The sequence below is a fragment of the Pseudomonas benzopyrenica genome (assembly GCF_036884265.1).
Taxonomy (GTDB): Bacteria; Pseudomonadota; Gammaproteobacteria; order Pseudomonadales; family Pseudomonadaceae; genus Chryseomonas; species Chryseomonas benzopyrenica.
Window position 1 is genome coordinate 483,667 of record NZ_CP145723.1, and the last position, 22,680, is coordinate 506,346.

Genomic DNA, 22,680 nt, shown 5'->3' on the forward strand with positions numbered 1-22,680 from the left:
TTTCGTACGAGAGTTTCGACATGGCCAAAGAATTCAGCCGTACCCAGCGCATCGGTGATCAGATGCAGCGTGAACTGGCACTGCTGATCCAGCGTGAGATCAAGGATCCGCGACTGGGCATGGTGACCATCACCGGCGTGGACGTCGCGCGCGACCTGTCCCATGCCAAGGTGCACATCACCGTCCTGGGCAAGGACGACGATGCCGACGCCATCAAGCAGAACATCGGCATCCTCAAGGACGCTGCCGGCTTCCTGCGTCAGCAGCTGGGTCGGGCGATGAAATTGCGCACCGTTCCGCAACTGAGCTTCCAGTACGACGAAAGCATCCGTCGCGGCGCCCAGCTGTCGGCCCTGATCGAGCGGGCGGTCGCCGAAGACCGTCGCCACGAAGGGGAGGAGTAGGGGTGGCCCAGGTCAAGCGTATTCGCCGCCAGGTACATGGCGTGCTGGTGCTGGACAAGCCGCGCGGCTTCTCCTCCAACGCCGCCCTGCAAAAGGTCCGCTGGCTGCTCAACGCCGAGAAGGCTGGACATACCGGCAGCCTGGACCCCCTGGCCACCGGCGTATTGCCGCTGTGCTTCGGCGAGGCGACCAAGTTTTCCCAGTACCTGCTGGATGCCGACAAGGGCTATAGCACCGTGGCGCAACTGGGCGTCACCACCACCACCGGCGATGCCGAGGGTGAAGTGCTGGAGCGACGGGCGGTCGCAGTCGATGAAGCGGCCATCCAGGCGGCACTGCCGGCCTTCCGCGGCCAGATAGAGCAGATCCCGCCGATGTATTCGGCGCTCAAGCGCGACGGCCAGCCGCTGTACAAGCTGGCGCGTGCCGGGGAAGTAGTGGAGCGCGAGGCGCGTTCTGTTACTATTGCCCGTCTGGAACTGCTGGCGTTGCAGGAAGATCGTGCGACGCTGGAAGTGGCCTGCAGCAAGGGCACTTATGTGCGCACCCTGGTCGAAGACCTCGGCGCCCGTCTTGGCTGCGGAGCCCATGTGGCCGAGTTGCGCCGTACCCAGGCCGGCCCCTTTGGCCTGGCACAGGCCATCAGCCTGGACGAGCTGGAGGCGGCGCACGCCGAAGGGGGTTCCGAGGCGCTGGATCGCTTCCTGCTGCCGGTCGACAGTGGCCTGGAGCACTGGCCGCTGGTGCAGCTGACGCAGCACAGCGCCTACTACTGGTTGCACGGTCAGCCCGTCCGGGCGGCCAATGCACCGAAATTCGGCTTGATGCGGGTGCAGGACGACCAGGGTCGTTTCATCGGCATCGGCGAGATTGATGACGAGGGGCAGGTTGCTCCCCGTAGACTGATTCGGTCCTAGACCGATACCGAGGGTGGCTGTCAGCAGGCACGGTCACACCTCTTTCCTTAAGCACGGGATCCATCCCGGCCTGTTCCTCAGAGGAGCCCTATCATGGCACTGAGCGTTGAAGACAAAGCCCAGATCGTAAACGAGTTCAAGCAGAGCGAAGGCGACACCGGTTCGCCGGAAGTGCAGGTTGCCCTGCTGTCCGCCAACATCGACAAGCTGCAAGGTCACTTCAAGGCCAACGGCAAAGATCACCACAGTCGTCGTGGTCTGATCCGCATGGTCAACCAGCGCCGTAAGCTGCTGGACTACCTGAAGTCCAAGGACACCTCTCGTTACAGCGCACTGATCGCTCGCCTGGGCCTGCGTCGTTAACACGATGCAGACCTGCTGCAAGCAGTCTGAAGCTGGAGGTCGGCTCGCGCCGGCCTCCGGCTTTTTTGCTTGAAAGGCCGCCAGAATCGGCCTGCGTCACCTGGAGATCAGCGAGGGTCCGAATCCCTCTGGTCGCCCCGATTTCCCCCAAGGCAATAAAGAGAAGGAAAGACTGTGAATCCAGTAATCAAGCAATTCAAGTTCGGTGAGCAGACCTTCACCCTGGAAACCGGCCGCATCGCGCGCCAAGCGACCGGTGCCGTGCTGGTCTCCACCGAAGACGTCAGCGTGCTGGTCACTGTGGTCGGTGCCAAGCAGCCTGCCGTTGGCAAGGACTTCTTCCCGCTGTCCGTGCACTACCAGGAGAAGACCTACGCCGCTGGCCGCATCCCCGGTGGTTACTTCAAGCGCGAAGGCCGTCCTTCCGAGAAGGAAACCCTGACCTCGCGCCTGATCGATCGTCCGATCCGTCCGCTGTTCCCCGAGGGCTTCCTCAACGAAGTCCAGGTGGTCTGCACCGTGGTCAGCACCAACAAGAAGTCCGATCCGGACATCGCCGCCATGATCGGCACCTCCGCCGCCCTGGCCATTTCCGGCATCCCCTTCGCTGGTCCGATCGCCGCTGCGCGCGTGGGCTACCACAGCGAGCTGGGCTACCTGCTGAACCCCAGCTACGAGCAGCTGCAGAGCTCCAGCCTGGACATGGTCGTGGCCGGTACCCGTGACGCCGTGCTGATGGTGGAATCTGAAGCCGACGAGCTGACCGAAGACCAGATGCTGGGCGGCGTGCTGTTCGCTCACGAAGAATTCCAGGTGGCCATCGAGGCCATCAGCCAGTTCGCTGCCGAAGCCGGCAAGCCGACCTGGAACTGGCAGGCGCCTGCCGAGAACACCGCCCTGATCGAAGCCGTCAAGGCCGAGGTCGGCGAGGCCGTGTCCCGTGCCTATACCATCACCATCAAGCAGGATCGCTATGCGGCCCTGGGCGCCCTGCGTGACCAGGCCATCGCCAAGCTGGCCGGTGAGAACGGTCAGTACAGCGAAGCCGAGGTCAAGGAGACCTTCGGTCTGCTGGAATACCGCACCGTGCGCCAGAACATCGTCGACGGCAAGCCGCGTATCGACGGTCGCGACACCCGCACCGTTCGCCCGCTGCAGATCGAAGTCGGCCCGCTGAAGAAGACCCACGGTTCGGCCCTGTTCACCCGTGGCGAAACCCAGGCCCTGGTCACCGCGACCCTGGGCACCGCCCGTGACTCGCAGCTGCTGGACACCCTGGAAGGCGAGCGTCGTGACAGCTTCATGCTGCACTACAACTTCCCGCCCTTCTCGGTCGGCGAGTGCGGCCGCATGGGCAGCCCGGGCCGTCGCGAGATCGGTCACGGCCGTCTGGCCCGTCGTGGCATCCAGGCCATGCTGCCGACCCAGGACGCCTTCCCCTACAGCATCCGCGTGGTCTCCGAGATCACCGAGTCCAACGGCTCCAGCTCCATGGCCTCGGTCTGTGGTGCCTCTCTGGCGCTGATGGATGCCGGTGTGCCGGTCAAGGCACCGGTCGCTGGTATCGCCATGGGTCTGGTCAAGGAAGGCGAAAAGTTCGCGGTCCTGACCGACATCCTGGGTGACGAAGATCACCTGGGCGACATGGACTTCAAGGTGGCCGGTACTGCCAAGGGCGTCACCGCCCTGCAGATGGACATCAAGATCAACGGCATCACCGAAGAGATCATGGAGATCGCTCTGGAGCAGGCGCTGGAAGCGCGTCTGAACATCCTGGGTCAGATGAACCAGGTGATCTCCGAGTCCCGTGCCGAGCTGTCCGAAAACGCCCCGACCATGCTGGCGATGAAGATCGATCAGGACAAGATCCGCGACGTGATCGGCAAGGGTGGCGCCACCATCCGTGGTATCTGCGAAGAGACCAAGGCCTCGATCGACATCGAAGACGACGGCACCATCAAGATCTACGGCGAGACCCGCGAAGCCGCTGAAGCAGCCAAGCAGCGCGTCCTTGGCATCACCGCCGAGGCCGAGATCGGCAAGATCTACGTCGGTAAGGTGGAGCGCATCGTCGACTTCGGCGCCTTCGTCAACATCCTGCCCGGCAAGGACGGCCTGGTGCACATCTCGCAGCTGAGCGATCAGCGCATCGAGAAGGTCACTGACGTGCTGAAAGAAGGTCAGGAAGTGAAGGTGCTGGTGCTGGACGTGGACAACCGCGGTCGCATCAAGCTGTCGATCAAGGACGTGGCGGCGGCGGAAGCCTCCGGCGTCTAAGACGACTTCGCTTAATGAAAAAACCCGGCCTAGGCCGGGTTTTTTCATTTCTGATGGAGGGAGGGGCGCGCCGGATACTTCATCGAGGTCCTGGCGGTCCGCTTCTACCGTCCATCGGAGCCCCACATGGCCCAAGTGCCTGCAATGTTGGGCTTCGACGATAGAGCCGTCTCAACCCAACCTACCTTATATCGCCGCCGAGGCCGCGATAAGACAGTTGCTCCTACGACAGAACTACCGGTAGGAGCGGCCCATGGCCGCGATTGGCCCCGTGCTAGGCCTTCTCGCGAATCCATTCGATGAAGCTGCGCACCTTGGGCACCTCGGCCATCTGTTCCGGATAGGCCAGCCAATAGGCGTGGGGGCTGGCCAGACGGTGGGGCCAGGCGAGCACCAGGCGGCCGGAGGCCAGCTCTTCGGCGACCAGGAATTCCGGCAGCAGGGCCACCCCGCAACCTTCCTGGGCGGCGCGGGCGCAGAGGGTGAAGGTATCGAAGCGCGGCCCATGATGGCTATGGACCTCCTCGCGTCCGAGGCTGGCGTACCAGTCGTGCCAGGATTCCGGGCGGGTGGTGTTCTGCAGCAAGACGAAGTCCACCAGTTGCTCCGGTCCGGCGATGCCCTCGGCGGGCAGCAGGTCCGGCGCGCAGACCGCGACCATGTGTTCGTGCAGCAGCAGTTCGCACTCGGCACCCGGCCAGCTGCCATGGCCATAGAACAACGCCACGTCATGGCGAGGATCGCGGAAGTCCACCGGTTCCAGGGCGCTGGAGACATCCAGGTGGATGTTGGGAAAGCGCAGGCGCCAACCCTTCAGTCGCGGTACCAGCCAGCGCTCGCCAAAGGTCGGCGGGGTGGCCACGCGCAGTACCTCGGTCTCGCCGCCATAGGATCTCAGGTAGCGTGCCGACATCTCCAGCTGGTTGAGGATCTTGTCCACCTCGGCCAGGTAAAGGGCGCCGGCCGGGGTCAGTTGCAGGCGGCGCCGGACCCGGCGAAACAGGCTGTGCTGCAGCAGATCCTCCAATTGGGCGACCTGTTTGCTGACGGCGCTCTGGGTCAGCGCCAGCTCGTCGGCCGCGCGGGTAAAGCTCAGATGACGCGCGACCGCCTCGAAGCACTGCATGGCGGTGATGGACGGCAGGTGGCGACGTTGCATGAGCGGACTCGCGGCATGAAAAAAGGGAATGATATGCCGAGCAAAGGTCGGTTGTCCGGCGCCGCTGGCCTGACCATACTCAGGGACGATTTCCTTTCTGCGGAGACCTCAGCATGAGCAAGGCCCTGTTGGAACGCCTCGGCGTTTCTGCCCAGCACTACACCCAAGGCGAGCATCGGGTGAATTCCCCCATCGACGGCAGCCAACTGGGCAGCGTCGCCCTGGAAAGCGCCGCCGAGGTGGAGCAGAAGATCTCTCGGGCCGAGCGCGCCTTCCAGGCCTGGCGTGCGGTGCCGGCGCCGCGCCGTGGCGAACTGGTGCGGCTGCTGGGTGAAGAACTGCGTGCCCACAAGGCCGATCTCGGCGAGCTGGTGTCCTGGGAAGCCGGCAAGATCACCCAGGAAGGCCTGGGCGAAGTCCAGGAGATGATCGACATCTGCGACTTCGCCGTTGGTCTGTCGCGCCAGCTCTATGGTCTGACCATCGCCTCCGAGCGTCCCGGTCACCACATGCGCGAAAGCTGGCAGCCGCTGGGTGTGGTCGGCATCATCAGTGCCTTCAACTTCCCGGTGGCGGTCTGGTCCTGGAACGCCGCCCTGGCCCTGGTCTGCGGCAATCCGGTGATCTGGAAGCCTTCGGAAAAGACCCCGTTGACCGCCCTGGCCTGCCAGGCGCTGTTCGAGAAGGCCCTGGCGCGCTTTGGCGATGCCCCGGCCGATCTGAGTCAGGTCATCGTCGGCGATCGCGCCGCCGGTGAAGCCCTGGTGGACGATCCGCGGGTGGCACTGGTGAGCGCCACGGGTAGCACCCGCATGGGGCGCGAGGTAGGACCGCGGGTTGCGGCGCGCTTCGGCCGCAGCATCCTCGAACTGGGCGGCAACAATGCCATGATCCTCGCGCCGAGTGCCGATCTGGACATGGCCGTACGTGCCATCCTGTTCAGCGCCGTGGGTACCGCCGGCCAGCGCTGCACCACCCTGCGCCGCCTGATCGCCCATCGTTCGGTCAAGGACGAGATCGTCGCCCGGCTCAAGACCGCCTATGCCAAAGTCCGCATCGGCCATCCGCTGGAAGGCAACCTCATCGGTCCGCTGATCGATGCGGCCAGCTTCCAGGCCATGCAGGGTGCGCTGGAACAGGCGCGTGGCGAGGGCGGGGTGGTCTACGGCGGTGAGCGGCAGCTGGCTGAGCAGTATCCCGAGGCCTACTACGTGGCCCCGGCCATCGTCGAGATGCCCGAGCAGAGCGAGGCGGTACGCCACGAGACCTTCGCCCCCATTCTCTATGTGCTGACCTACGACGATTTCGACGAGGCGGTAGCGCTGAACAACGCCGTGCCCCAGGGCCTGTCGTCCTGCATCTTCACCACCGACGTGCGTGAGGCCGAGGCCTTCATGTCGGCGACTGGCAGCGACTGCGGCATCGCCAACGTCAATATCGGGCCGAGCGGTGCCGAGATCGGTGGCGCCTTCGGTGGCGAGAAGGAAACCGGTGGCGGTCGCGAATCCGGCTCCGATGCCTGGAAGGCCTACATGCGCCGCCAGACCAACACCGTCAACTATTCCCGCGAATTGCCGCTGGCCCAGGGCATCGTCTTCGACTGAGTGGATCCGCCAGGAGCGCCGAGAATGCAGTTGCGTGAGGAGTGCCTGTGGGAGCGGCTGTATCCGGCGGTGCCAGGCGCCCCGTTGCAGGGCGAGCGTGACACCGAGGTCTGCGTCATCGGCGGTGGCTTCACCGGACTCTCCACCGCCCTGCACCTGGCCCAGGCCGGGCGGCGGGTGGTGGTACTGGAGGCCCATGGCGTCGGCCATGGCGGTTCCGGGCGCAATGTCGGGCTGGTCAATGCCGGCATGTGGATCCCGCCGGACGAGGCGGTGGCCACCCTTGGACAGGAGGTAGGGGAACGCCTGCTGGGGGTGATGGGCGATGCGCCCAGCCAGGTATTCGGCCTCATCGAGCGCTATGGCATCGACTGCCAGCCGCGCCGCGCCGGCACTCTGCACATGGCGCACAGCGCCAAGGGCCTGGCCGATCTGGGGCAACGTGCCGAGCAGTGGCAGCGGCGCGGTGCCCGGGTCGAGTTGCTGGAAGGCGAGGCCTGCTACAGCGCCTGCGGCACGCGCGACATCAGTGGCGCGCTGCTCGATCATCGCGCCGGCACCCTGGTGCCCATGGGGTATGCCCTGGGTCTGGCCAAAGCCCTGCGCCAGGAAGGTGGCGAGCTGTTCGAGCGGAGCACGGTACAGCGCCTGCAGCGGGTCGGCGATCGCTGGCATGTGGAAACCCCCCAGGGGCGGGTGACCGCCGACCAGGTGGTGATCGCCTCCAACGCCTATACCGAAGGCGAATGGACCAGCCTTCGCAAGCAGTTCTTTCCCGGTTACTACTACCAAGTCGCCTCGCGGCCCCTCGGACCCGAGGCGGACTTCATCCTGCCCCAGGGGCGTGGGTCCTGGGATACCCGCACGGTGCTCAGCAGCATCCGCCGCGATGCCGACGGCCGCCTGCTGCTGGGTAGCCTGGGCAACATGGCGGGGCGGCCGGCCAGCTTCATCCGCGCCTGGGCCGATCGTATCCAGCGGCATTATTTCCCGGCGCTCGGGAAGGTCGAATGGGAGTGCAGCTGGACGGGCCGTATCGGCTTCACGCCCGATCATCTGATGCGACTGTTCGAGCCGGCGCCGGGGTTGCTGGCGGTGTCCGGCTACAACGGTCGCGGAGTCACCACGGGCACGGTGGTGGGGCAGGCCTTTGCCCGCTATCTGTGCAGTGGCGATCGGCAGGACCTGCCCATGCCGCTGGCTTCGCTGGATTCCAACCCGGTAGGACAGTGGCGCAGCCTGATGTACGAGGCTGGCTTTACCCTCTATCACGCGGGGCAATGCCTGCGCGTCGTTCTCTAGCGACCCGCCAATCTCTGGCCATGCCTGGCTTCTTGGCCTGGCGATGGCTTTCCCAAGCGGCCGATTTGCGCATCCTACTCTGTGCAAACCGGCCGTTTTGCCTTCGTCAGGCATACGTCGAGAAACAGATGGCTCCCGCGACCTTGGATAGGCGCGATCATGGTTACTTTGGTGGCACAGTGTGGGGGCGGTGTTACGTTTTGGTGCGAAACAGGTGCAACCGGGTTGCTATCTGGTAACAAACCGCTGCCTTTTGCCTGTTCCGCTGCTACCGCTTTGCGGAATTATCCAGACTAATGAGTCAGTTAAGACAAAAGTCTAAAGGGCGGTCCGTACCACTGGCTGCGGCCCTCGCCGTAGGCAAACGGCGGTTTTGGCTTGTCGCGGTGGCGGCAAATGGCCTTTGCGCCCGGTACACAACTGGGTGATGGCACAGGCTTTGCTCCGGCGAACAGGCCAACCACCCTCTGGAGCAAACCTCCCATGTCGAAGATTTACAGAAAAGGCATTCTGGCTCTCGCTATCGGTTCTGCGTTCACTCTCTCCTCCCTGGCGCATGCCGACATCGTGATCGGTGTCGCCGGTCCCTATACCGGGGCCAGTGCCGCCTACGGCGAGCAGTTCTGGAAGGGGGCTACCCAGGCCGCGGCGGACATCAACGCCGCCGGTGGTATCAATGGCGAGAAGATCAAGCTGGTGCAGGGCGACGACGCCTGCGAGCCCAAGCAGGCCGTGGCCGTGGCCAACCGCCTGGTGGACTCCGAGAAGGTCAAGGCCGTCATCGGCCACTTCTGCTCCTCCAACACCATGCCCGCCTCGGAGATCTACGACGAAGCCGGCATCATCTCCATCACCCCGGCGTCCACCAACCCCAAGATCACCGAGCGTGGCCTGACCGGGGTGTTCCGCATGTGCGGACGTGACGACCAGCAGGGCATCGTGGCCGGCGACTACATCGTCGATACCCTCAAGGCCAAGAAGGTCGCCATCATCCACGACAAGGACACCTACGGTCAGGGCCTGGCCGACGCCACCAAGGCGCAGCTCAACAAGCGCGGCGTGAAAGAGGTGCTCTACGAGGGCCTGACCCGCGGCGAGAAGGACTTCAACTCCCTGGTCACCAAGATCCGCGCCTCCGGTGCCGACGTGGTGTACTTCGGCGGCCTGCACCCCGAAGCCGGTCCGCTGGTCCGCCAGATGCGCGAACAGGGCGTGACCGCCAAGTTCGTCTCCGGCGACGGCATCGTCTCCGCCGACCTGGTCACCACCGCAGGTGGTCCCCAGTACACCAAGGGCGTGCTGATGACCTTTGGCGCCGATCCGCTGCTGAACCCGGCCGGCAAGACCGTGGTGGAAGCCCTGCGCAAGTCCGGCTACGAGCCCGAGGGCTACACCCTCTACTCCTATGCCTCGCTGCAGGCCGTGGCCGCTGCCTTCAACGGCATCAAGGGTACCGACGGCGCCAAGGCCGCCGAGTGGCTGAAGTCCCACAGCGTCAACACCGTGCTGGGCGAGAAGAGCTGGGACAGCAAGGGCGACCTCAAGGTCTCCGACTACGTGATGTACGAATGGGACGACAAGGGCAAGTACAACCAGCTGCCCTGATCCTCGCGTGAATCCGCTGGCCGCCTTCTCGTCTCCGCCCCAGGACGAGAGGGCGGCCGGCGGCCCTCGTCATCCATCCAGCGCGAGACTGCAAACGTGGACGGTATCTTCCTGCAACAACTGGTCAACGGCCTGACCCTGGGTTCGGTCTACGGACTCATCGCCATCGGCTACACCATGGTCTACGGCATCATCGGCATGATCAACTTCGCCCACGGCGACGTGTACATGGTGTCGGCCTATCTCGCCGCCATCGGCATCGCCTTGTTGAGCGTGTTCGGCCTGCATTCCTTTCCCGTGCTGATCCTCGGCACCCTGATCTTCACCGTGGTGGTTACCTCCGTGTACGGCTGGGCCATCGAACGCATCGCCTACAAGCCACTGCGCAACTCCACGCGCCTGGCCCCGCTGATCTCGGCCATCGGCATGTCGCTGATCCTGCAGAACTACGTGCAGCTCGCCCAGGGCGCGCGCCAGCAGGGCGTACCGACGCTGCTCGACGGCGCTCTGCGCCTGCACATCGGCGAAGGCTTCGTGATCATCACCTACACCAAGATCTTCATCATCGTGGCGTCCATCATCGGCATGGGCCTGCTCACCTACGTGATCCAGAAGACCACCCTCGGCCGTATGTGCCGGGCCACCCAGCAGGATCGCAAGATGGCGCAGATCCTCGGCATCAACACCGACCGGGTGATCTCCTACGTCTTCATCATCGGCGCGGCCATGGCGGCACTGGCCGGGGTGCTCATCACCCTCAACTACGGCACCTTCGACTTCTATGCCGGCTTCATCATCGGCATCAAGGCCTTTACCGCGGCGGTGCTCGGCGGCATCGGCTCGCTGCCCGGCGCGATGCTCGGCGGCATCATCCTCGGCATCTCCGAAGCCCAGTTCGCCAGCCTGGTGAACTCGGACTACAAGGACGTCTTCAGCTTCTCGCTGCTGGTGGCGATCCTGATCTTTAGGCCCCAGGGGCTGCTCGGCAAACCCCAGGTCACGAAGGTGTGAATCCATGAGTCAGACGTCTTCCTCCTTCGATCTCAAGGTCGTGCTGCGCGACACCCTCATGGTCGGCCTGGTCTCGCTGATCCTGTTCGGCCCCATCGTCGGCATCGTGCTCGACGGCTATGGCTACAATGTCGAGCCCGGCCGCGTCGGCATCATGGTCGCGGTGGTCATGGCCGGCCGCTTCCTGCTCAGCCTGTTCGGCCAGACCGCCAAGGGGCGCGACTGGATCGAGTCCTTCAAGCGCAACGACGGTGGCGTCCATGTGCTGCCGCCGGGGCACAAGTCCAACCTCAGATTCATCCTGCCCATCATCATCCTGGTCGCCATCGCCTTTCCCTTCCTGGCCACCAAGTACTGGCTGACGGTGATCATCCTCTGCCTGATCTATGTGCTGCTGGGCCTGGGGTTGAACATCGTGGTGGGCCTGGCCGGTCTGCTCGACCTCGGCTACGTCGGCTTCTATGCCATCGGCGCCTATGGCCTGGCGCTGGGTTACCAGTATCTGGGGCTGGGCTTCTGGACCATGCTGCCGCTCGCCGCGATCCTGGCCGCGGTGGCGGGGGCGATACTGGGGTTCCCGGTCTTGCGCATGCACGGGGACTACCTGGCCATCGTCACCCTCGGCTTCGGCGAGATCATCCGTCTGGTGCTCAACAACTGGCTGGAGGTGACCAAGGGCCCCAACGGCATCGCCGCGCCGTCGCCGACCTTCTTCGGCATCGAATTCGGTCGGCGCGCGAAGGAGGGCGGGGTACCCATCCATGAGTTGCTGGGCATCAGCTACAACCCCAACGCGACCATGATCTTCATCTACACCGTGCTGTTCCTGGTGGTGCTGCTGGTGCTCTACATCAAGCACCGGCTGACCCGCATGCCGGTCGGCCGGGCCTGGGAAGCCCTGCGCGAAGACGAGATCGCCTGCCGCGCCATGGGTCTGAACCACGTGCTGGTCAAGCTCTCGGCCTTCATGATCGGTGCCTCCACCGCGGGCCTCGCCGGGGTGTTCTTCGCCACCTACCAAGGCTTCATCAACCCGGCCTCGTTCAATTTCTTCGAGTCGGTGCTGGTGCTGGCCATCGTGGTACTGGGCGGTCTGGGCTCCACCGTCGGGGTGGTGGTCTCGGCCTTCGTCATGACCCTGCTGTTCGAACTGCTGCGCGAATTCGGCGACATCCGCATGTTGGTGTTCGGCGTGCTCATGGTGGTGATGATGATGTGGCGGCCGCGAGGCCTGATCCGTATCGCCCGCAGTGGCTTCGCGATTCGCAAGGGAGTGGCGCCGTGAGCGACAACATTCTGACCGTAAAGGGTCTCGGCATGAGATTCGGGGGCATCAAGGCCCTCTCGGACGTGAGCTTCGAGATCCAGCGCCAGTCCATCACCGCGCTGATCGGCCCTAACGGTGCCGGCAAAACCACGGTGTTCAACTGCCTGACCGGCTTCTACAAGGCCACCGATGGCGAGATCCGCCTGGACACCGCCGACGGTCGCTCGACCCGCGTCGGCAAGATCATGGGCGAGCGCTTCCAGGCCACCGACTTCGTCAACCCGGTGCAGTTCGGCAGCCGGCTCTGGTACAAGATGTTCGGCGGCACCCACCTGGTGAATCGCGCCGGTCTCGCCCGCACCTTCCAAAACATCCGCCTGTTCAAGGAGATGTCGGTGGTGGAGAACCTGCTGGTGGCGCAGCACATGCAGTGCAATCGCAACCTCATCACCGGCATCCTCAACACCCCCGGCTATCGCCGCGCCGAGGAAAAGGCGCTGGACACGGCCTTCTACTGGCTGGAGGTGGTGGACCTGGTGGACCACGCCAACCGCCTGGCCGGTGAACTCTCCTACGGCCAGCAGCGCCGCCTGGAAATCGCCCGGGCCATGTGCACCCGCCCGGAGATCGTCTGCCTGGACGAACCGGCCGCCGGCCTCAACCCGGCCGAGACCGAAGCCCTGGCCGGCATGATCCGGCTCCTGCGCGACCAGCACCGCATCACCGTGGTGCTGATCGAGCACGACATGGGCATGGTGATGAACATCTCCGACCACATCGTGGTGCTGGACCACGGCCAGGTCATCGCCCGCGGTCTGCCGGCCGACATTCGCAACGATCCCAAGGTCATCGCCGCCTACCTCGGCGCCGAAGAAGAGGAGGTGGCATGACCACGCCGATCCTGGAGTTTCGCAACGTCGACGTCTTCTACGGGCCGATCCAGGCCCTGAAAGGCGTCTCCCTGAGCATCAACGAAGGCGAGACGGTGAGCCTGATCGGCGCCAACGGTGCCGGCAAGTCCACCCTGCTGATGTCCATCTTCAGCCAGCCCCAGGCGCGCAACGGGCAGATCCTCTACCGCGGCGAGGACATCACTCGCAAGAACGCCCACTACGTGGCCTCCAACGGCATCGCCCAGTCACCGGAGGGGCGCCACGTGTTCCCCGACATGACGGTCGAGGAGAATCTGTTGATGGGCACCATTCCCATCGGCACCCGCTGGGTGGACGAGGACATGCAGCGCATGTTCGAGCTCTTCCCACGGCTCAAGGAGCGTCGCAACCAGCGCGCCATGACCATGTCCGGTGGCGAACAACAGATGCTGGCCATCGCCCGGGCGCTGATGGCGCGACCCAAGCTGCTTTTGCTCGACGAACCTAGCCTGGGTCTGGCGCCCATCGTGGTGAAGCAGATCTTCCAGATCCTGCGCGAACTGGCGCAGAGCGGCATGACCATCTTCCTAGTGGAGCAGAACGCCAACCATGCCCTGCGCCTGTCCGACCGTGCCTATGTGATGGTCACCGGCGAGATCCGCATGACCGGCAGTGGCCAGGAATTGCTGGCCAATCCCCAGGTGCGCGAAGCCTACCTGGGCGGTCACTAGCGGTGGCGGCGGTCCGCGGTCGCTGTCTGGTCGCGGGCCATGCCCGAGGACGCCTGGCCTGGGCGCCCCTGGGCCTGAGTTTCTGGGGTGGCGTCGATCCGGCCAGCGGCCGGGTGATCGATCGCCACCATCCCCTGCACGGCCTGGAACTGGCCGGTCGCATCCTGGCCATCCCCAGCGGACGCGGCTCCTGTACCGGCAGCGCGGTGCTCCTGGAGCTGTTGCTGGCGGGACGCGGACCGGCAGCGCTGGTACTGGCCGAGCCGGACGAGATCCTCAGCCTCGGCGCCATCGTCGCGGAGGAATTGTTCGGCTGTTCCCTGCCGGTGGTCAGCCTGGGTGCCGAAGCCTTCGCGGCCCTGGCCGAGCGCGACGAGATCGCGGTAGCCGACGGTTGGGTCGGCGCTCCTGAAGACCCTTTCCCCGCTACTCCGGTCGATACCCCACACGAGTTGCAGCTGAGCGCGACCGATCGGGCCAAGCTGGCAGGCGCCGAGGGCCAGGCCGTCCAGGCAGCGATGAAGATCCTGGTACGCATGGCGCAGCTGCAGGGCGCTCGCGAATTGCTCGACATCACCCAGGCCCATATCGACGGCTGTATCTATACCGGCCCGGCCAGTCTGGCCTTTGCCCAGCGGCTGGTGGCGTGGGGCGGTCGGGTACGGGTACCCACCAGTCTCAATGCGGTGTCGGTGGATCAGCGTCGCTGGCGCGAGCAGGGCGTCGACCCGGCGCTGGGTGAGCCGGCCAGTGCCCTGAGCGAGGCCTATGTGGCCCTGGGCTGTCGCCCCACCTTCACCTGCGCGCCCTATCTGCTGGATAGCGCCCCGACCTTGGGCGAGCAGGTGGTCTGGGCCGAATCCAATGCCGTGGTCTTCGCCAACAGCGTGTTGGGCGCGCGCACCCAGAAGTACGCCGACTTTCTCGATATCTGCACCGCCCTGACCGGTCGGGCCCCTCGGGCCGGCTGCCATCTGGACAGCGGCCGCCGCGCGGCCAAGGTGTTCCGGGTCAGCATGCCCGCGGGCCATGACGACGCCTTCTATCCGCTGCTCGGCTACTGGATCGGCCTGCGCTCGCCCACCCGGATTCCCGCGGTGCTGGGACTGGAACACGCCCAGCCCAGCCGCGACGATCTCAAGGCCTTTGGCGCCGCCTTCGCCACCACCTCGGCGGCGCCGCTGTTTCATCTGGTCGGGGTAACGCCCGAGGCGCCGACCCTGGCTGCGGTCGCCGCGCCTGAGCTGGAGGTCGAGGACATAGAGCTGGCCGATCTGCGTCGGGCCTGGGCCGAACTGGACAGCGCCACTTCCCGCGAGGTCCAGCTGGTAGCCTTGGGTAATCCGCATTTCTCTGCCGAGGAATGCCAGCGGCTGGCCGAACTATGCCGGGGCCGGTACAAGCATCCCGGGGTAGCCCTGGTGATTACCCTCGGGCGGGACGTGCGCGAAGCGGCCGGGCGGAACGGTAGCCTGGCCGAACTGGAAGCCTTCGGCGCCCAGCTGGTGGGCGATACCTGCTGGTGCATGCTCGGCGAACCCCTGGTGCCGCCCCAGGCCCTTACCCTGCTGACCAACTCCGGCAAGTTCGCCCACTATGGCCCGGGCCTCACCGGTCGCGAGCTGCGCTTCGCCGGTCTGGCCGCCTGCGTGGAAGCGGCCTGCACCGGACTGGCGCCGGCCGGACCGCCCGCCTGGCTCGCATCGGCGGACTTATCCCGCTGATAGTGGGCTCGGGTTCTGTACAGGAATTCCGTGGATCGTCCTGTGGATAAGCTTGGCATAGCCGGACGCGAAGCCCAGGGCGCCTGGTCTGGCGGGAACTGTTCAAAAAATCGCCAGTGCACGAAAAACCTCGAGATACCAAGGCGTTATAACTGATCCGCTGGATTCCTAGCGATCTGAGTATTCGCCTGACCAACGTCCCTGAGCTATCGTTGGCCTCGGCCAAACTCCCTCGCAGAAGGAATCTTTCATGTCTTCGATCTTCATCACCGGCGCTACCTCCGGCTTCGGCGCCGCCACCGCTCGCCGCTTCGCCAAGGACGGCTGGTCGATCGTCATCACCGGCCGCCGCGAGGATCGCCTGCACGCCTTGGCCGAGGAATTGTCCGGGCAGGCCAAGGTGCTGCCGCTGGTGCTGGACGTCCAGGATCGCGCCGCTGTGGAAGCCGCGGTCGCCGGCCTGCCGGAGGAATTCAACCAGCTGCGCGCCCTGGTCAACAACGCCGGTCTGGCGCTGGGCAACACCCCTGCCCAGAGCTGCGACCTGGACGACTGGGACACCATGGTCGATACCAACATCAAGGGCATGCTCTATTGCACCCGCCTGTTGCTGCCGCGGCTGATCGCCCATGGCGCCGGCGCCGGCATCGTCAACCTGGGCTCGGTGGCGGGCGACTATCCCTATCCGGGCAGCCACGTCTATGGCGCTACCAAGGCCTTCCTCAAGCAATTCAGCCTGAGCCTGAGATCGGACCTGCTGGGCACCGGGGTGCGGGTGACCAACATCGAGCCGGGCCTGTCGGAAAGCGAATTCTCGGTGGTGCGTTTTGGGGGTGACAAGGCCAAGGCCGATGCGGTCTATGCCGGTACCGAACCCCTGACCCCGGACGACATCGCCGAATCCATCCACTGGGCGCTGAATCAGCCCAAGCACGTCAACATCAACCGCATCCAGCTGATGGCGACCTGCCAGGCGTTCAGCAACTTCAACATCCATCGCAACAGCTGAGGCCGCTCGCTCGGTTCTGATCAAACATCGCCGAGCACCGCACTGTTCGTAGTGGGCTAGAGCACCTTGACCGCCCGGCCGATGAACTGGATCGGTCCGGTGGGTCGGCCGGTGGGCGACCCGCCCTGGTCTTCCAGGGTGAGTTCGAACAGCTGATTGGCTTCCAGCGGCGGCAGCTGGTCCAGCGGCACCTGCAGGGTACGCCCCGGCTCGACCAAGCCCAGCGACACCGGGCCCTGCCAGGTATCGGCCTTGGTCCAGAATTGCAGCGCCTTGCCGCTCGGCACGGCGTCGCGCCCCAGGGGAATCAGCTGCAGGTCACGCGCACTGGCGGTCTGGATCACCCAACCGGGCGTACGGTCGTCAGGTGCTGCCAGCACCACCAGGTAACTTGGCGTGGGTACCGGGCGCAGCAGTAGCAGCACCGCGAGCACCAGACTGGCGGCCAGCCCTGCCGCACTCAGGCCCTGCCAGAGCGCCAGGCGCTGCCACAGCGACTCGCGCCGGAGGGGGACCTTGGCGTCGGCCTCGCCCAGACTGCGCTCGATGCGCGGCCACAGATTCGCGCCGGGTTGGACGGGTGGCACCTGCTCGGCCAGCGGCTGCAGACGCGCCTCCCAGCGCGCCACGGCGGCGGCCAGCAGGGCGTCCGTCGCCAGCGCACCTTCCACCCGACGACGCTGCTCCGCGTCCAGGGTGCCGAGCACGTATTCGCCGGCCAGGCGTTCGCGCTCCTCGTCCGGGGGCAGGGTGGTGTCGCCGTTCATGTCATGCACTCCCTGAGCGCCTTGAGGCCGCGCGTGATCCAGCTCTTCACCGTGCCCAGCGGCGCCTGCAGGCGCTGGGCGATCTCGCCATGGGAGCAGCCGTCCAGGTAGGCGGCCAGGATGGCCTCCCGCCGTGGCGCCTCCAGGTTCTGTAAACAGCCCTCCAGGCGGCGGCCGTTGGCCTCTCGCGCCGGATCGGCAGACTCGGCCAGGGGTTCCCAGCCGTCCGCCAGGGGCACCAGCCGCTGGCGATCGCGCAGGGCGTTGAGCGCGAGGTTGCGCGCTACGCTGCACATCCAGCCACGCGCCGAACCACGCTCCGGGGCGAACCCGGCAGCGCCGCGCCAGATGCGCAGAAAGGCGTCGTGGAGGATGTCCTCGGCCAGCCCGCGATCGCGCACCAGGCGCAGGACGATGCCCAGCAGCAGCGGCGCCTCGGTCTGGTAGAGCCGCTGCAGGGCGGCGCGCTCGCCCCGAGCGCAGGCGGCGAGCAGGGCCTCAGGGTCATGGGGACGGTCGGTCACTAGGTCACGCCAGGCTCGGGGGCGCCAGGGGTGGCGACCGGATCAGCCGAGCCTAGCCGATCCGGTCGTGGCTGTCCCCCTGGACCTCAGCCCTTCTTCCAGAACAGATAGTCCGCCTGGTAGTTCACGATCTGCTGTTCGCCCTTGTTGGCCGCAGTACAGGCCTTGGCCGGCGCGACGCCACCCTTGAGCGCGGTGCGCTGGATGTAGGTGGTGCCCTGGAAGGCGCCCTTGCCCTCGGCAGGCGCGGCCTCCACCAGTTGATAGGGCAGGTTGCCGGCGCCGGCGGGGGCGACGGCCAGTTGCTTGCCGACCACCTTGGAGCCGTCGCTGGCTTCCCAGGTCGCCGGCGGACCGTAGTAGCGCCCCACCTGCTTGCCCTGGCGATCATGCAAGTCGGCCTTGGGGCCCACGAAGAACCACTCGGTCTGGCCGGGCATGTCCTTCTTGTCACGGCACTCGTAGACGATAATGCCCTTGCCCACGGTTTCCAGCATCAGGCTGTTGCCGGCGGGGACACGGACGACCTCGGGCAACTCACCCTGGGCCAGCAGCGGGGTGCTCAACAGGGCGGTCAGGGCCAGGATGCTGCAACGGCTGGAGATATTGTTCATGCGCTTGCTCCGGATTGAGAGGGGGCACAGTCGGCTGGACTGTAGGGGCTATACCCGGCAGCCGGGGCCTTGGATGCAGCTGTCATAAAAAATTTTCAATTCAGCGGCATAGTCGCCACCGCCTCGCGGCCGAACCGCTCTGTACTGCGGCTTCTGTCAGCCTGCCGTCAGCCTGGTTTCAGGGATCCCTAAGGTTGTTTGGCGATAGTGGCGGCGGGTCGCGAGCCCGTCTTTCCCAGCCTGCCGGAGTCCTGCCGCGTGTCGTCCATCCCGAGTCCGGCGCGCCTGCGCCTCGAAAGTCTGGCGCTGTGCCTGCTGGCGGTGCTGCTGTTCACCCTCGGACTGTGGGAGCAGCCTTTCATCGGCTTCGACGGCCGCTTCGCGCTGTTCGCCCAGGAGATGTTTCGCCACGGGGCCAGTGCCTTCCCGACCAGTTACGGACAGCCCTATCCGGACTATCCCGCCACCTCGACGCTGCTGATCGACGTCTTTGCCCAGCTATTCGGCGAGGTCAATCGCCTGGCCACGGTGATTCCCACCGCGCTGGCCTCGGCGGCCATCGTCGGTCTGCTTTATCGCCTGCTGGCCGAGCGGTCCCGCGCCTGGGGCCTGCTGGCGGTACTGGTGCTGCTGCTCACCAACGGCTTTCTGGCCAAGGCCCGCTCCATCTGCCTCGATCAGTTCGTTACCTTGGCGGCGCTGGGCTGCTTCTATCTGCTGTGGAGCGCCGACCAGCGCCGCCTGCCCCGGCGGCGCGCCCTGGTGTTCCTGTGCCTGGCCGCCGGCTTCGCCGTGCGCGGACCCCTGGGCTTGATCGAGCCCTGTGGTGTGGTCTGCGTCTACTGGCTGCTGCAGGGCGACTGGCGGCGCAGCTTCGGCTACGGGCTGGTGGGCGCCGTGGTGCTGGCGCTGTGCTGCGCCCTGTTGTTCGGCCTGGCCTGGCGTACCGGCGGCCCGGTCTTTGTCGAAGACGTGCTGCGCATGCAGGTCTCCGGGCGGCTGGACGACACCGACGGTGCCGGCTATCCCTGGTGGTACTTCCTGCAACTGGGGCTCTATCGCTATGCGCCGGCCTTTCCCCTGGCACTGCTGGCCTTGCCGACGCTGAGACACCACTGGCGGCTGCGCCATGAGCAGGCGGACAGCCGCCTGCTGCTCCAGCTGGCCGGCTTCGCCACGCTGATCGTGGTGGCCCTGTCGATACCCACCTTCAAGAAGCCCTATTACATCCTGCCGGCCATCCCGGCCTGCGCCGCCCTCGGCGCCTGGGTGCTGCTGCAGGGGCCGGGTGCCCTGGCCTGGGTACGGCGGCTGTTCCTGCCGCTGCTGGTGATCTTCCCGCTGGTGCTCGGGGTGCTGGTCAAGCTACAGCAGCCCAAGCTGCAGGCCGCGGGCTGGTGGCCTGAACTGGATCTGCGCTTCCTGCTGGGCGCCTTTGCCATCCTGACGCTGTTCGCCCTGGTGGCCGCCTGGCGCGAGCGCGGCGCCTTCCGCCTGGGCATGCCCCTGGCCGCGGCAGCCTTGGCGCAATGGCTGCTGGTGGTGCTGGCGCTGGATCCGATGCAGGCGCTGCGCTACGACACCCGGGCCTTTGTCACCCGCCTGGAAAGCCTACGCCAGGGGGAGCCCGGGCAACTGGTGTTCCTTGGCCTGGGCCAGGACACCAAGGCCTTTCGCTACCTGATGAATCTGGACTACGACGTGCCCCTGCCGACCTTCCTCGATATCGGCCAGGCGGCGCAGCTCGCCCAGGTCACCCGACCCGCCTATGTGCTGCTCGACGCCGACAGCCAGCCCGCTCTGGCCGGCACCCCGCTGGCCAACCGCCGACCGGTGCTGGAAGGGCGCTTCAACGACAACCGCTGGCAGGCCTACTACCTGCCCTGAGGCCGCTGTGATGACCGATTCTCCCGATGTCCTGCGTCGCCGGCTGTGCCTGGCGCTGGCCGGTCTGCCGCTGTTGGCCGCGTGCAAGCCGACCCAGCGCTATGGCCTGCCAGAGCACCGCGCCCACTGGTTCGAGCGCCACAGCTTCACGCCGCTCAGGCCATTGCCGTCGCGTACCAGTTTTGTCCTGGGCGTGCTGCCCGATACTCAGTACTACAGCGAGAACAACCACGAGATGCAGCCCAACGGTCGGCGCATAGAGCGTTATGGTCACCTGGGCTATCCGCCGGCGCTGGCCTTTCATGCACAGACCCATTGGCTGGCGCACAATGCCGCGGCGTTGAACCTGCCCTTCGTGGTGCATCTGGGCGATCTGGTGGAAAACGCCGAGCAGCGTGGCGAATGGGCCTTGGCCAGTCACGCCATGGCACGGCTGGAGCAAGCGGGGGTGCCCTACAGCGTCATGACCGGCGACCATGATGTCGTCGAGCTCTACACCGAGGATCGCCTGCGCGACGGTCGCGAGCTTTTCACCCAGTACTTCGGCCGCGAGCGAGCGGCGCGCCAGGCCACCTTCATCGAACGCGACGTCACCGGCCTCAACGAGGCCCATCGTTTCTCGGCCCTGGGGCAGGGCTTCCTGCTGCTGACCCTGGACTGGTGCCCCTCGGACCAGAGTCTGGACTGGGCCCAGGGGATGCTGGATCGCTATCCGCACCTGCCGACCATCCTGGCCTCGCACAACATCGTCGACCTCGTGAACGGCCAAGCCGTGCTCTCCACCCGGCGCAACGACACTGGGGTGCGGCTATGGCATCGGCTGATCCGCCGCAACGATCAGATCTTTCTGACCCTCAACGGCCACAACCACGGCAGCGGTCATCTGCGGCTGACCAACGACCTGGGCCATCCGGTGGATCTGCTACTGATCAACTACCAGACCGAATACGCCGGCGGCAACGGCCTGCTGCGGCTGCTGGAACTGGACCTGGCGCGGGGCCGGCTGGAGGCCTTCACCTATTCGCCCTGGGTCGCCTATCGCCAGCAGAGCGGCGACCTGCCGGTGCGGCTGGGCAGCGATCCGCGCGACACCTATTCCGCCGAGGTGCTGGCGCCCCTGGCCTCGCCGCAGTTCGACAACAGATTCGTGCTCGAGGTGAATTTCGCCACACGCTTCGCCGGCTTTGGCGGCTATACCGCGCAGTTGCCGGCGGTGGCGGAAGAGGGCGTGCTGGCGCGGCTGCGCCAGCAGTTGGGGATCACCTAGGAGCCTGCTCAAAGGCTCGCGAGCTAGATGCAAACAAGGCGAAAATGGCTGAGGAAGCGGAGTTTACAAATAGTAAATGAGCATTCCGAAGCCATTTTTAACGCCGTTTGGCCGACGCGCAGCAGCCTTTGAGCAGGCTCTGAAAGGTCAGGCGGCTAACAGCCAGCCACCGGCCACGGCAGTGGCGACGCCGGCGAGTCGCACCAGCGGCGTGGCCGCCTGGGGCAGGTAGCGCACCACGGCATAGCCCAGGCCATGCAGGGTGGCGGTAGCGGCGACGAAGCCCAGGGCATAGGCCCAGGGATTGCCCATTTCCGGCAATTCCAGACCATGGGCCACGCCGTGGAACAGGGCGAAGGCGGCGGTCAGGCCGACGGCTGCGGCCACCGGCGGACGGGCGGCCAGGGCCACCAGCAGGCCCAGGGCCAGCACCGAGGCGGCGATGCCGGTCTCCAGCAAGGGCAGCTCCAACCCGGCAAAGCCCAGCAGACCGCCGATCAGCATGGTGCCGACAAAGGCGCAGGGCAGCGCCAGGCGCGCTTTGCCCTGCTGCTGGGCGGCCCAGAGGCCCACGGCCAGCATGGCCAGCAGGTGGTCGAGACCGGTCAGGGGGTGCAGCACCCCGGCGGCCAGGCCGTTCTCGGCGTGACCCGGATGGGCGAAAGCCAGGGCCGGGGCGAGCAGCAGGGCGGCGGTGGCGAGGATCTTGGCGTGTCTCATGGGAGCTCCTTGGGGGGTGAAATCCTGGGTTCAGGCAGCGGTCAGCAGACCCTGCTTCTCGATGAAGGCGATGATCTCTTCCAGGCCCAGACCGGTCTTCTGGTTGCTGAAGACGAAGGGCTTGTCGCCACGCATCTTGCGGGTGTCGCGGTCCATCACCTCCAGGGAGGCGCCGACCTGCTCGGCCAGATCGATCTTGTTGATCACCAGCAGATCCGACTTGCAGATGCCAGGGCCGCCCTTGCGCGGCAGCTTGTCGCCGGCCGAGACGTCGATGACGTAGAGGGTCAGGTCGGACAGCTCGGGGCTGAAGGTGGCAGAGAGGTTGTCGCCCCCAGATTCCACCAGGATCAGGTCCAGACCGGGGAAGCGGCGATTGAGCTGGTCAACTGCCTCCAGATTGATGGAGGCGTCTTCGCGGATGGCGGTGTGCGGACAGCCGCCGGTCTCCACGCCGAGGATGCGTTCGGGCGCCAGGGCTTCGTTGCGCACCAGGAAATCGGCGTCCTCGCGGGTGTAGATGTCGTTGGTCACCACCGCCAGGTTATAGCGCTCGCGCAGGGCGCGGCAGAGGGCCAGGGTGAGGGCGGTCTTGCCGGAGCCGACCGGACCGCCGATACCGACGCGCAGGGGTTGGGTAGTCATCAGGGGATCTC

Annotated in this window: 21 protein-coding genes; 15 read left to right on the plus strand and 6 right to left on the minus strand. The window is 65.9% G+C overall.

All coding sequences use genetic code 11. The annotated features are described in order from the left end of the window. Nucleotides 1-20 precede the first annotated feature (20 nt). The 4 genes from rbfA (at nucleotide 21) to pnp (ending at nucleotide 3,961) form a co-directional block, all read left to right on the plus strand. Nucleotides 21-404: a 30S ribosome-binding factor RbfA gene (rbfA, locus tag V6W80_RS02285; RefSeq protein WP_007162647.1), complete on the plus strand. Its 384-nt coding sequence runs from the start codon at nucleotides 21-23 to the stop codon at nucleotides 402-404. A gap of 2 nt (nucleotides 405-406) precedes the next feature. After that, a complete protein-coding gene (gene truB, locus V6W80_RS02290; protein WP_064308128.1) occupies nucleotides 407-1,321 on the plus strand; it encodes a tRNA pseudouridine(55) synthase TruB in 915 nt (304 codons plus the stop codon). Nucleotides 1,322-1,414: 93 nt separating this feature from the next. Next, nucleotides 1,415-1,684: a 30S ribosomal protein S15 gene (rpsO, locus tag V6W80_RS02295; RefSeq protein WP_007162645.1), complete on the plus strand. Its 270-nt coding sequence runs from the start codon at nucleotides 1,415-1,417 to the stop codon at nucleotides 1,682-1,684. A 174-nt stretch (nucleotides 1,685-1,858) separates the two neighbouring features. Continuing rightward, a complete protein-coding gene (gene pnp / locus V6W80_RS02300; protein ID WP_017640618.1) occupies nucleotides 1,859-3,961 on the plus strand; it encodes a polyribonucleotide nucleotidyltransferase in 2,103 nt (700 codons plus the stop codon). Nucleotides 3,962-4,235: 274 nt separating this feature from the next. On the opposite strand, the gene V6W80_RS02305 is transcribed toward pnp, so the two are convergent. Beyond that, nucleotides 4,236-5,120: a LysR substrate-binding domain-containing protein gene (locus V6W80_RS02305; RefSeq protein ID WP_007162643.1), complete on the minus strand. Its 885-nt coding sequence runs from the start codon at nucleotides 5,118-5,120 to the stop codon at nucleotides 4,236-4,238. Between the two features lie 113 nt (nucleotides 5,121-5,233). Between V6W80_RS02305 and amaB the strand changes: the two genes are divergently transcribed. The 9 genes from amaB to V6W80_RS02350 all read left to right on the plus strand — a co-directional run bounded on the left by amaB (nucleotide 5,234) and on the right by V6W80_RS02350 (nucleotide 16,245). Beyond that, nucleotides 5,234-6,724 carry an L-piperidine-6-carboxylate dehydrogenase gene (gene amaB / locus V6W80_RS02310; protein WP_093257116.1) on the plus strand — a complete coding sequence of 497 codons (1,491 nt, stop codon included), beginning with the start codon at nucleotides 5,234-5,236 and terminating at the stop codon, nucleotides 6,722-6,724. Nucleotides 6,725-6,748: 24 nt separating this feature from the next. Beyond that, complete coding sequence (amaA, locus tag V6W80_RS02315) at nucleotides 6,749-8,026, plus strand: L-pipecolate oxidase (protein ID WP_338545756.1); 1,278 nt, start codon at nucleotides 6,749-6,751, stop codon at nucleotides 8,024-8,026. 483 nt (nucleotides 8,027-8,509) lie between these two features. Then, nucleotides 8,510-9,631 (plus strand): branched-chain amino acid ABC transporter substrate-binding protein, encoded by a 1,122-nt coding sequence (locus tag V6W80_RS02320; protein WP_017640615.1) that lies wholly within the window; start codon nucleotides 8,510-8,512, stop codon nucleotides 9,629-9,631. A 96-nt stretch (nucleotides 9,632-9,727) separates the two neighbouring features. Further along, nucleotides 9,728-10,642 carry an ABC transporter permease subunit gene (locus tag V6W80_RS02325; RefSeq protein ID WP_017640614.1) on the plus strand — a complete coding sequence of 305 codons (915 nt, stop codon included), beginning with the start codon at nucleotides 9,728-9,730 and terminating at the stop codon, nucleotides 10,640-10,642. A gap of 4 nt (nucleotides 10,643-10,646) precedes the next feature. Beyond that, a complete protein-coding gene (livM, locus tag V6W80_RS02330) occupies nucleotides 10,647-11,927 on the plus strand; it encodes a high-affinity branched-chain amino acid ABC transporter permease LivM (RefSeq protein ID WP_017640613.1) in 1,281 nt (426 codons plus the stop codon). After that, nucleotides 11,924-12,799 (plus strand): ABC transporter ATP-binding protein, encoded by an 876-nt coding sequence (locus V6W80_RS02335; RefSeq protein WP_017640612.1) that lies wholly within the window; start codon nucleotides 11,924-11,926, stop codon nucleotides 12,797-12,799. The genes livM and V6W80_RS02335 overlap by 4 nt, the downstream gene beginning before the upstream one ends. Then, complete coding sequence (locus V6W80_RS02340) at nucleotides 12,796-13,512, plus strand: ABC transporter ATP-binding protein (RefSeq protein ID WP_184292328.1); 717 nt, start codon at nucleotides 12,796-12,798, stop codon at nucleotides 13,510-13,512. The genes V6W80_RS02335 and V6W80_RS02340 overlap by 4 nt, the downstream gene beginning before the upstream one ends. 2 nt (nucleotides 13,513-13,514) lie before the next feature. After that, a complete protein-coding gene (locus V6W80_RS02345; protein ID WP_338545757.1) occupies nucleotides 13,515-15,236 on the plus strand; it encodes an aconitase family protein in 1,722 nt (573 codons plus the stop codon). A gap of 250 nt (nucleotides 15,237-15,486) precedes the next feature. After that, complete coding sequence (locus V6W80_RS02350) at nucleotides 15,487-16,245, plus strand: SDR family oxidoreductase (protein ID WP_338545758.1); 759 nt, start codon at nucleotides 15,487-15,489, stop codon at nucleotides 16,243-16,245. Nucleotides 16,246-16,301: 56 nt separating this feature from the next. Here the strand turns inward: V6W80_RS02350 and V6W80_RS02355 are convergent, their stop codons facing one another. The 3 genes from V6W80_RS02355 to V6W80_RS02365 all read right to left on the minus strand — a co-directional run bounded on the left by V6W80_RS02355 (nucleotide 16,302) and on the right by V6W80_RS02365 (nucleotide 18,150). Next, a complete protein-coding gene (locus V6W80_RS02355; protein WP_338545759.1) occupies nucleotides 16,302-17,012 on the minus strand; it encodes an anti-sigma factor in 711 nt (236 codons plus the stop codon). Next, nucleotides 17,009-17,536, minus strand: a complete 528-nt coding sequence (locus V6W80_RS02360) for a sigma-70 family RNA polymerase sigma factor (RefSeq protein WP_338545760.1) — start codon at nucleotides 17,534-17,536, stop codon at nucleotides 17,009-17,011. Before V6W80_RS02360 ends, V6W80_RS02355 begins: the two co-directional genes overlap by 4 nt. A gap of 86 nt (nucleotides 17,537-17,622) precedes the next feature. Next, nucleotides 17,623-18,150, minus strand: a complete 528-nt coding sequence (locus V6W80_RS02365; protein WP_430707780.1) for a DUF3455 domain-containing protein — start codon at nucleotides 18,148-18,150, stop codon at nucleotides 17,623-17,625. Between the two features lie 258 nt (nucleotides 18,151-18,408). On the opposite strand from V6W80_RS02365, the gene V6W80_RS02370 reads away from it, so the two are divergent. Together V6W80_RS02370 and V6W80_RS02375 are read left to right on the plus strand one after the other, a co-directional pair. After that, nucleotides 18,409-20,037 (plus strand): ArnT family glycosyltransferase, encoded by a 1,629-nt coding sequence (locus V6W80_RS02370; protein ID WP_338545761.1) that lies wholly within the window; start codon nucleotides 18,409-18,411, stop codon nucleotides 20,035-20,037. A 10-nt stretch (nucleotides 20,038-20,047) separates the two neighbouring features. Then, a complete protein-coding gene (locus V6W80_RS02375; RefSeq protein WP_338545762.1) occupies nucleotides 20,048-21,304 on the plus strand; it encodes a metallophosphoesterase in 1,257 nt (418 codons plus the stop codon). 147 nt (nucleotides 21,305-21,451) lie between these two features. On the opposite strand, the gene V6W80_RS02380 is transcribed toward V6W80_RS02375, so the two are convergent. Both V6W80_RS02380 and ureG read right to left on the minus strand, forming a co-directional pair. Further along, nucleotides 21,452-22,024 (minus strand): HupE/UreJ family protein, encoded by a 573-nt coding sequence (locus V6W80_RS02380; RefSeq protein WP_064308138.1) that lies wholly within the window; start codon nucleotides 22,022-22,024, stop codon nucleotides 21,452-21,454. A gap of 30 nt (nucleotides 22,025-22,054) precedes the next feature. Beyond that, a complete protein-coding gene (ureG, locus tag V6W80_RS02385) occupies nucleotides 22,055-22,669 on the minus strand; it encodes an urease accessory protein UreG (RefSeq protein ID WP_007162627.1) in 615 nt (204 codons plus the stop codon). Nucleotides 22,670-22,680 lie beyond the last annotated feature (11 nt).

Excerpts from the sequence above, each read along its gene's own strand:
- rbfA (WP_007162647.1), top strand. The coding sequence starts at position 21 with ATGGCCAAAGAATTCAGCCGTACCCAGCGCATCGGTGATCAGATGCAG.
- rpsO (WP_007162645.1), top strand. The coding sequence starts at position 1,415 with ATGGCACTGAGCGTTGAAGACAAAGCCCAGATCGTAAACGAGTTCAAG.
- V6W80_RS02305 (WP_007162643.1), bottom strand. The coding sequence starts at position 5,120 with ATGCAACGTCGCCACCTGCCGTCCATCACCGCCATGCAGTGCTTCGAG.
- amaB (WP_093257116.1), top strand. The coding sequence starts at position 5,234 with ATGAGCAAGGCCCTGTTGGAACGCCTCGGCGTTTCTGCCCAGCACTAC.
- amaA (WP_338545756.1), top strand. The coding sequence starts at position 6,749 with ATGCAGTTGCGTGAGGAGTGCCTGTGGGAGCGGCTGTATCCGGCGGTG.
- V6W80_RS02320 (WP_017640615.1), top strand. The coding sequence starts at position 8,510 with ATGTCGAAGATTTACAGAAAAGGCATTCTGGCTCTCGCTATCGGTTCT.
- livM (WP_017640613.1), top strand. The coding sequence starts at position 10,647 with ATGAGTCAGACGTCTTCCTCCTTCGATCTCAAGGTCGTGCTGCGCGAC.
- V6W80_RS02340 (WP_184292328.1), top strand. The coding sequence starts at position 12,796 with ATGACCACGCCGATCCTGGAGTTTCGCAACGTCGACGTCTTCTACGGG.
- V6W80_RS02350 (WP_338545758.1), top strand. The coding sequence starts at position 15,487 with ATGTCTTCGATCTTCATCACCGGCGCTACCTCCGGCTTCGGCGCCGCC.
- V6W80_RS02355 (WP_338545759.1), bottom strand. The coding sequence starts at position 17,012 with ATGAACGGCGACACCACCCTGCCCCCGGACGAGGAGCGCGAACGCCTG.
- V6W80_RS02365 (WP_430707780.1), bottom strand. The coding sequence starts at position 18,150 with ATGAACAATATCTCCAGCCGTTGCAGCATCCTGGCCCTGACCGCCCTG.
- V6W80_RS02375 (WP_338545762.1), top strand. The coding sequence starts at position 20,048 with ATGACCGATTCTCCCGATGTCCTGCGTCGCCGGCTGTGCCTGGCGCTG.
- V6W80_RS02380 (WP_064308138.1), bottom strand. The coding sequence starts at position 22,024 with ATGAGACACGCCAAGATCCTCGCCACCGCCGCCCTGCTGCTCGCCCCG.
- ureG (WP_007162627.1), bottom strand. The coding sequence starts at position 22,669 with ATGACTACCCAACCCCTGCGCGTCGGTATCGGCGGTCCGGTCGGCTCC.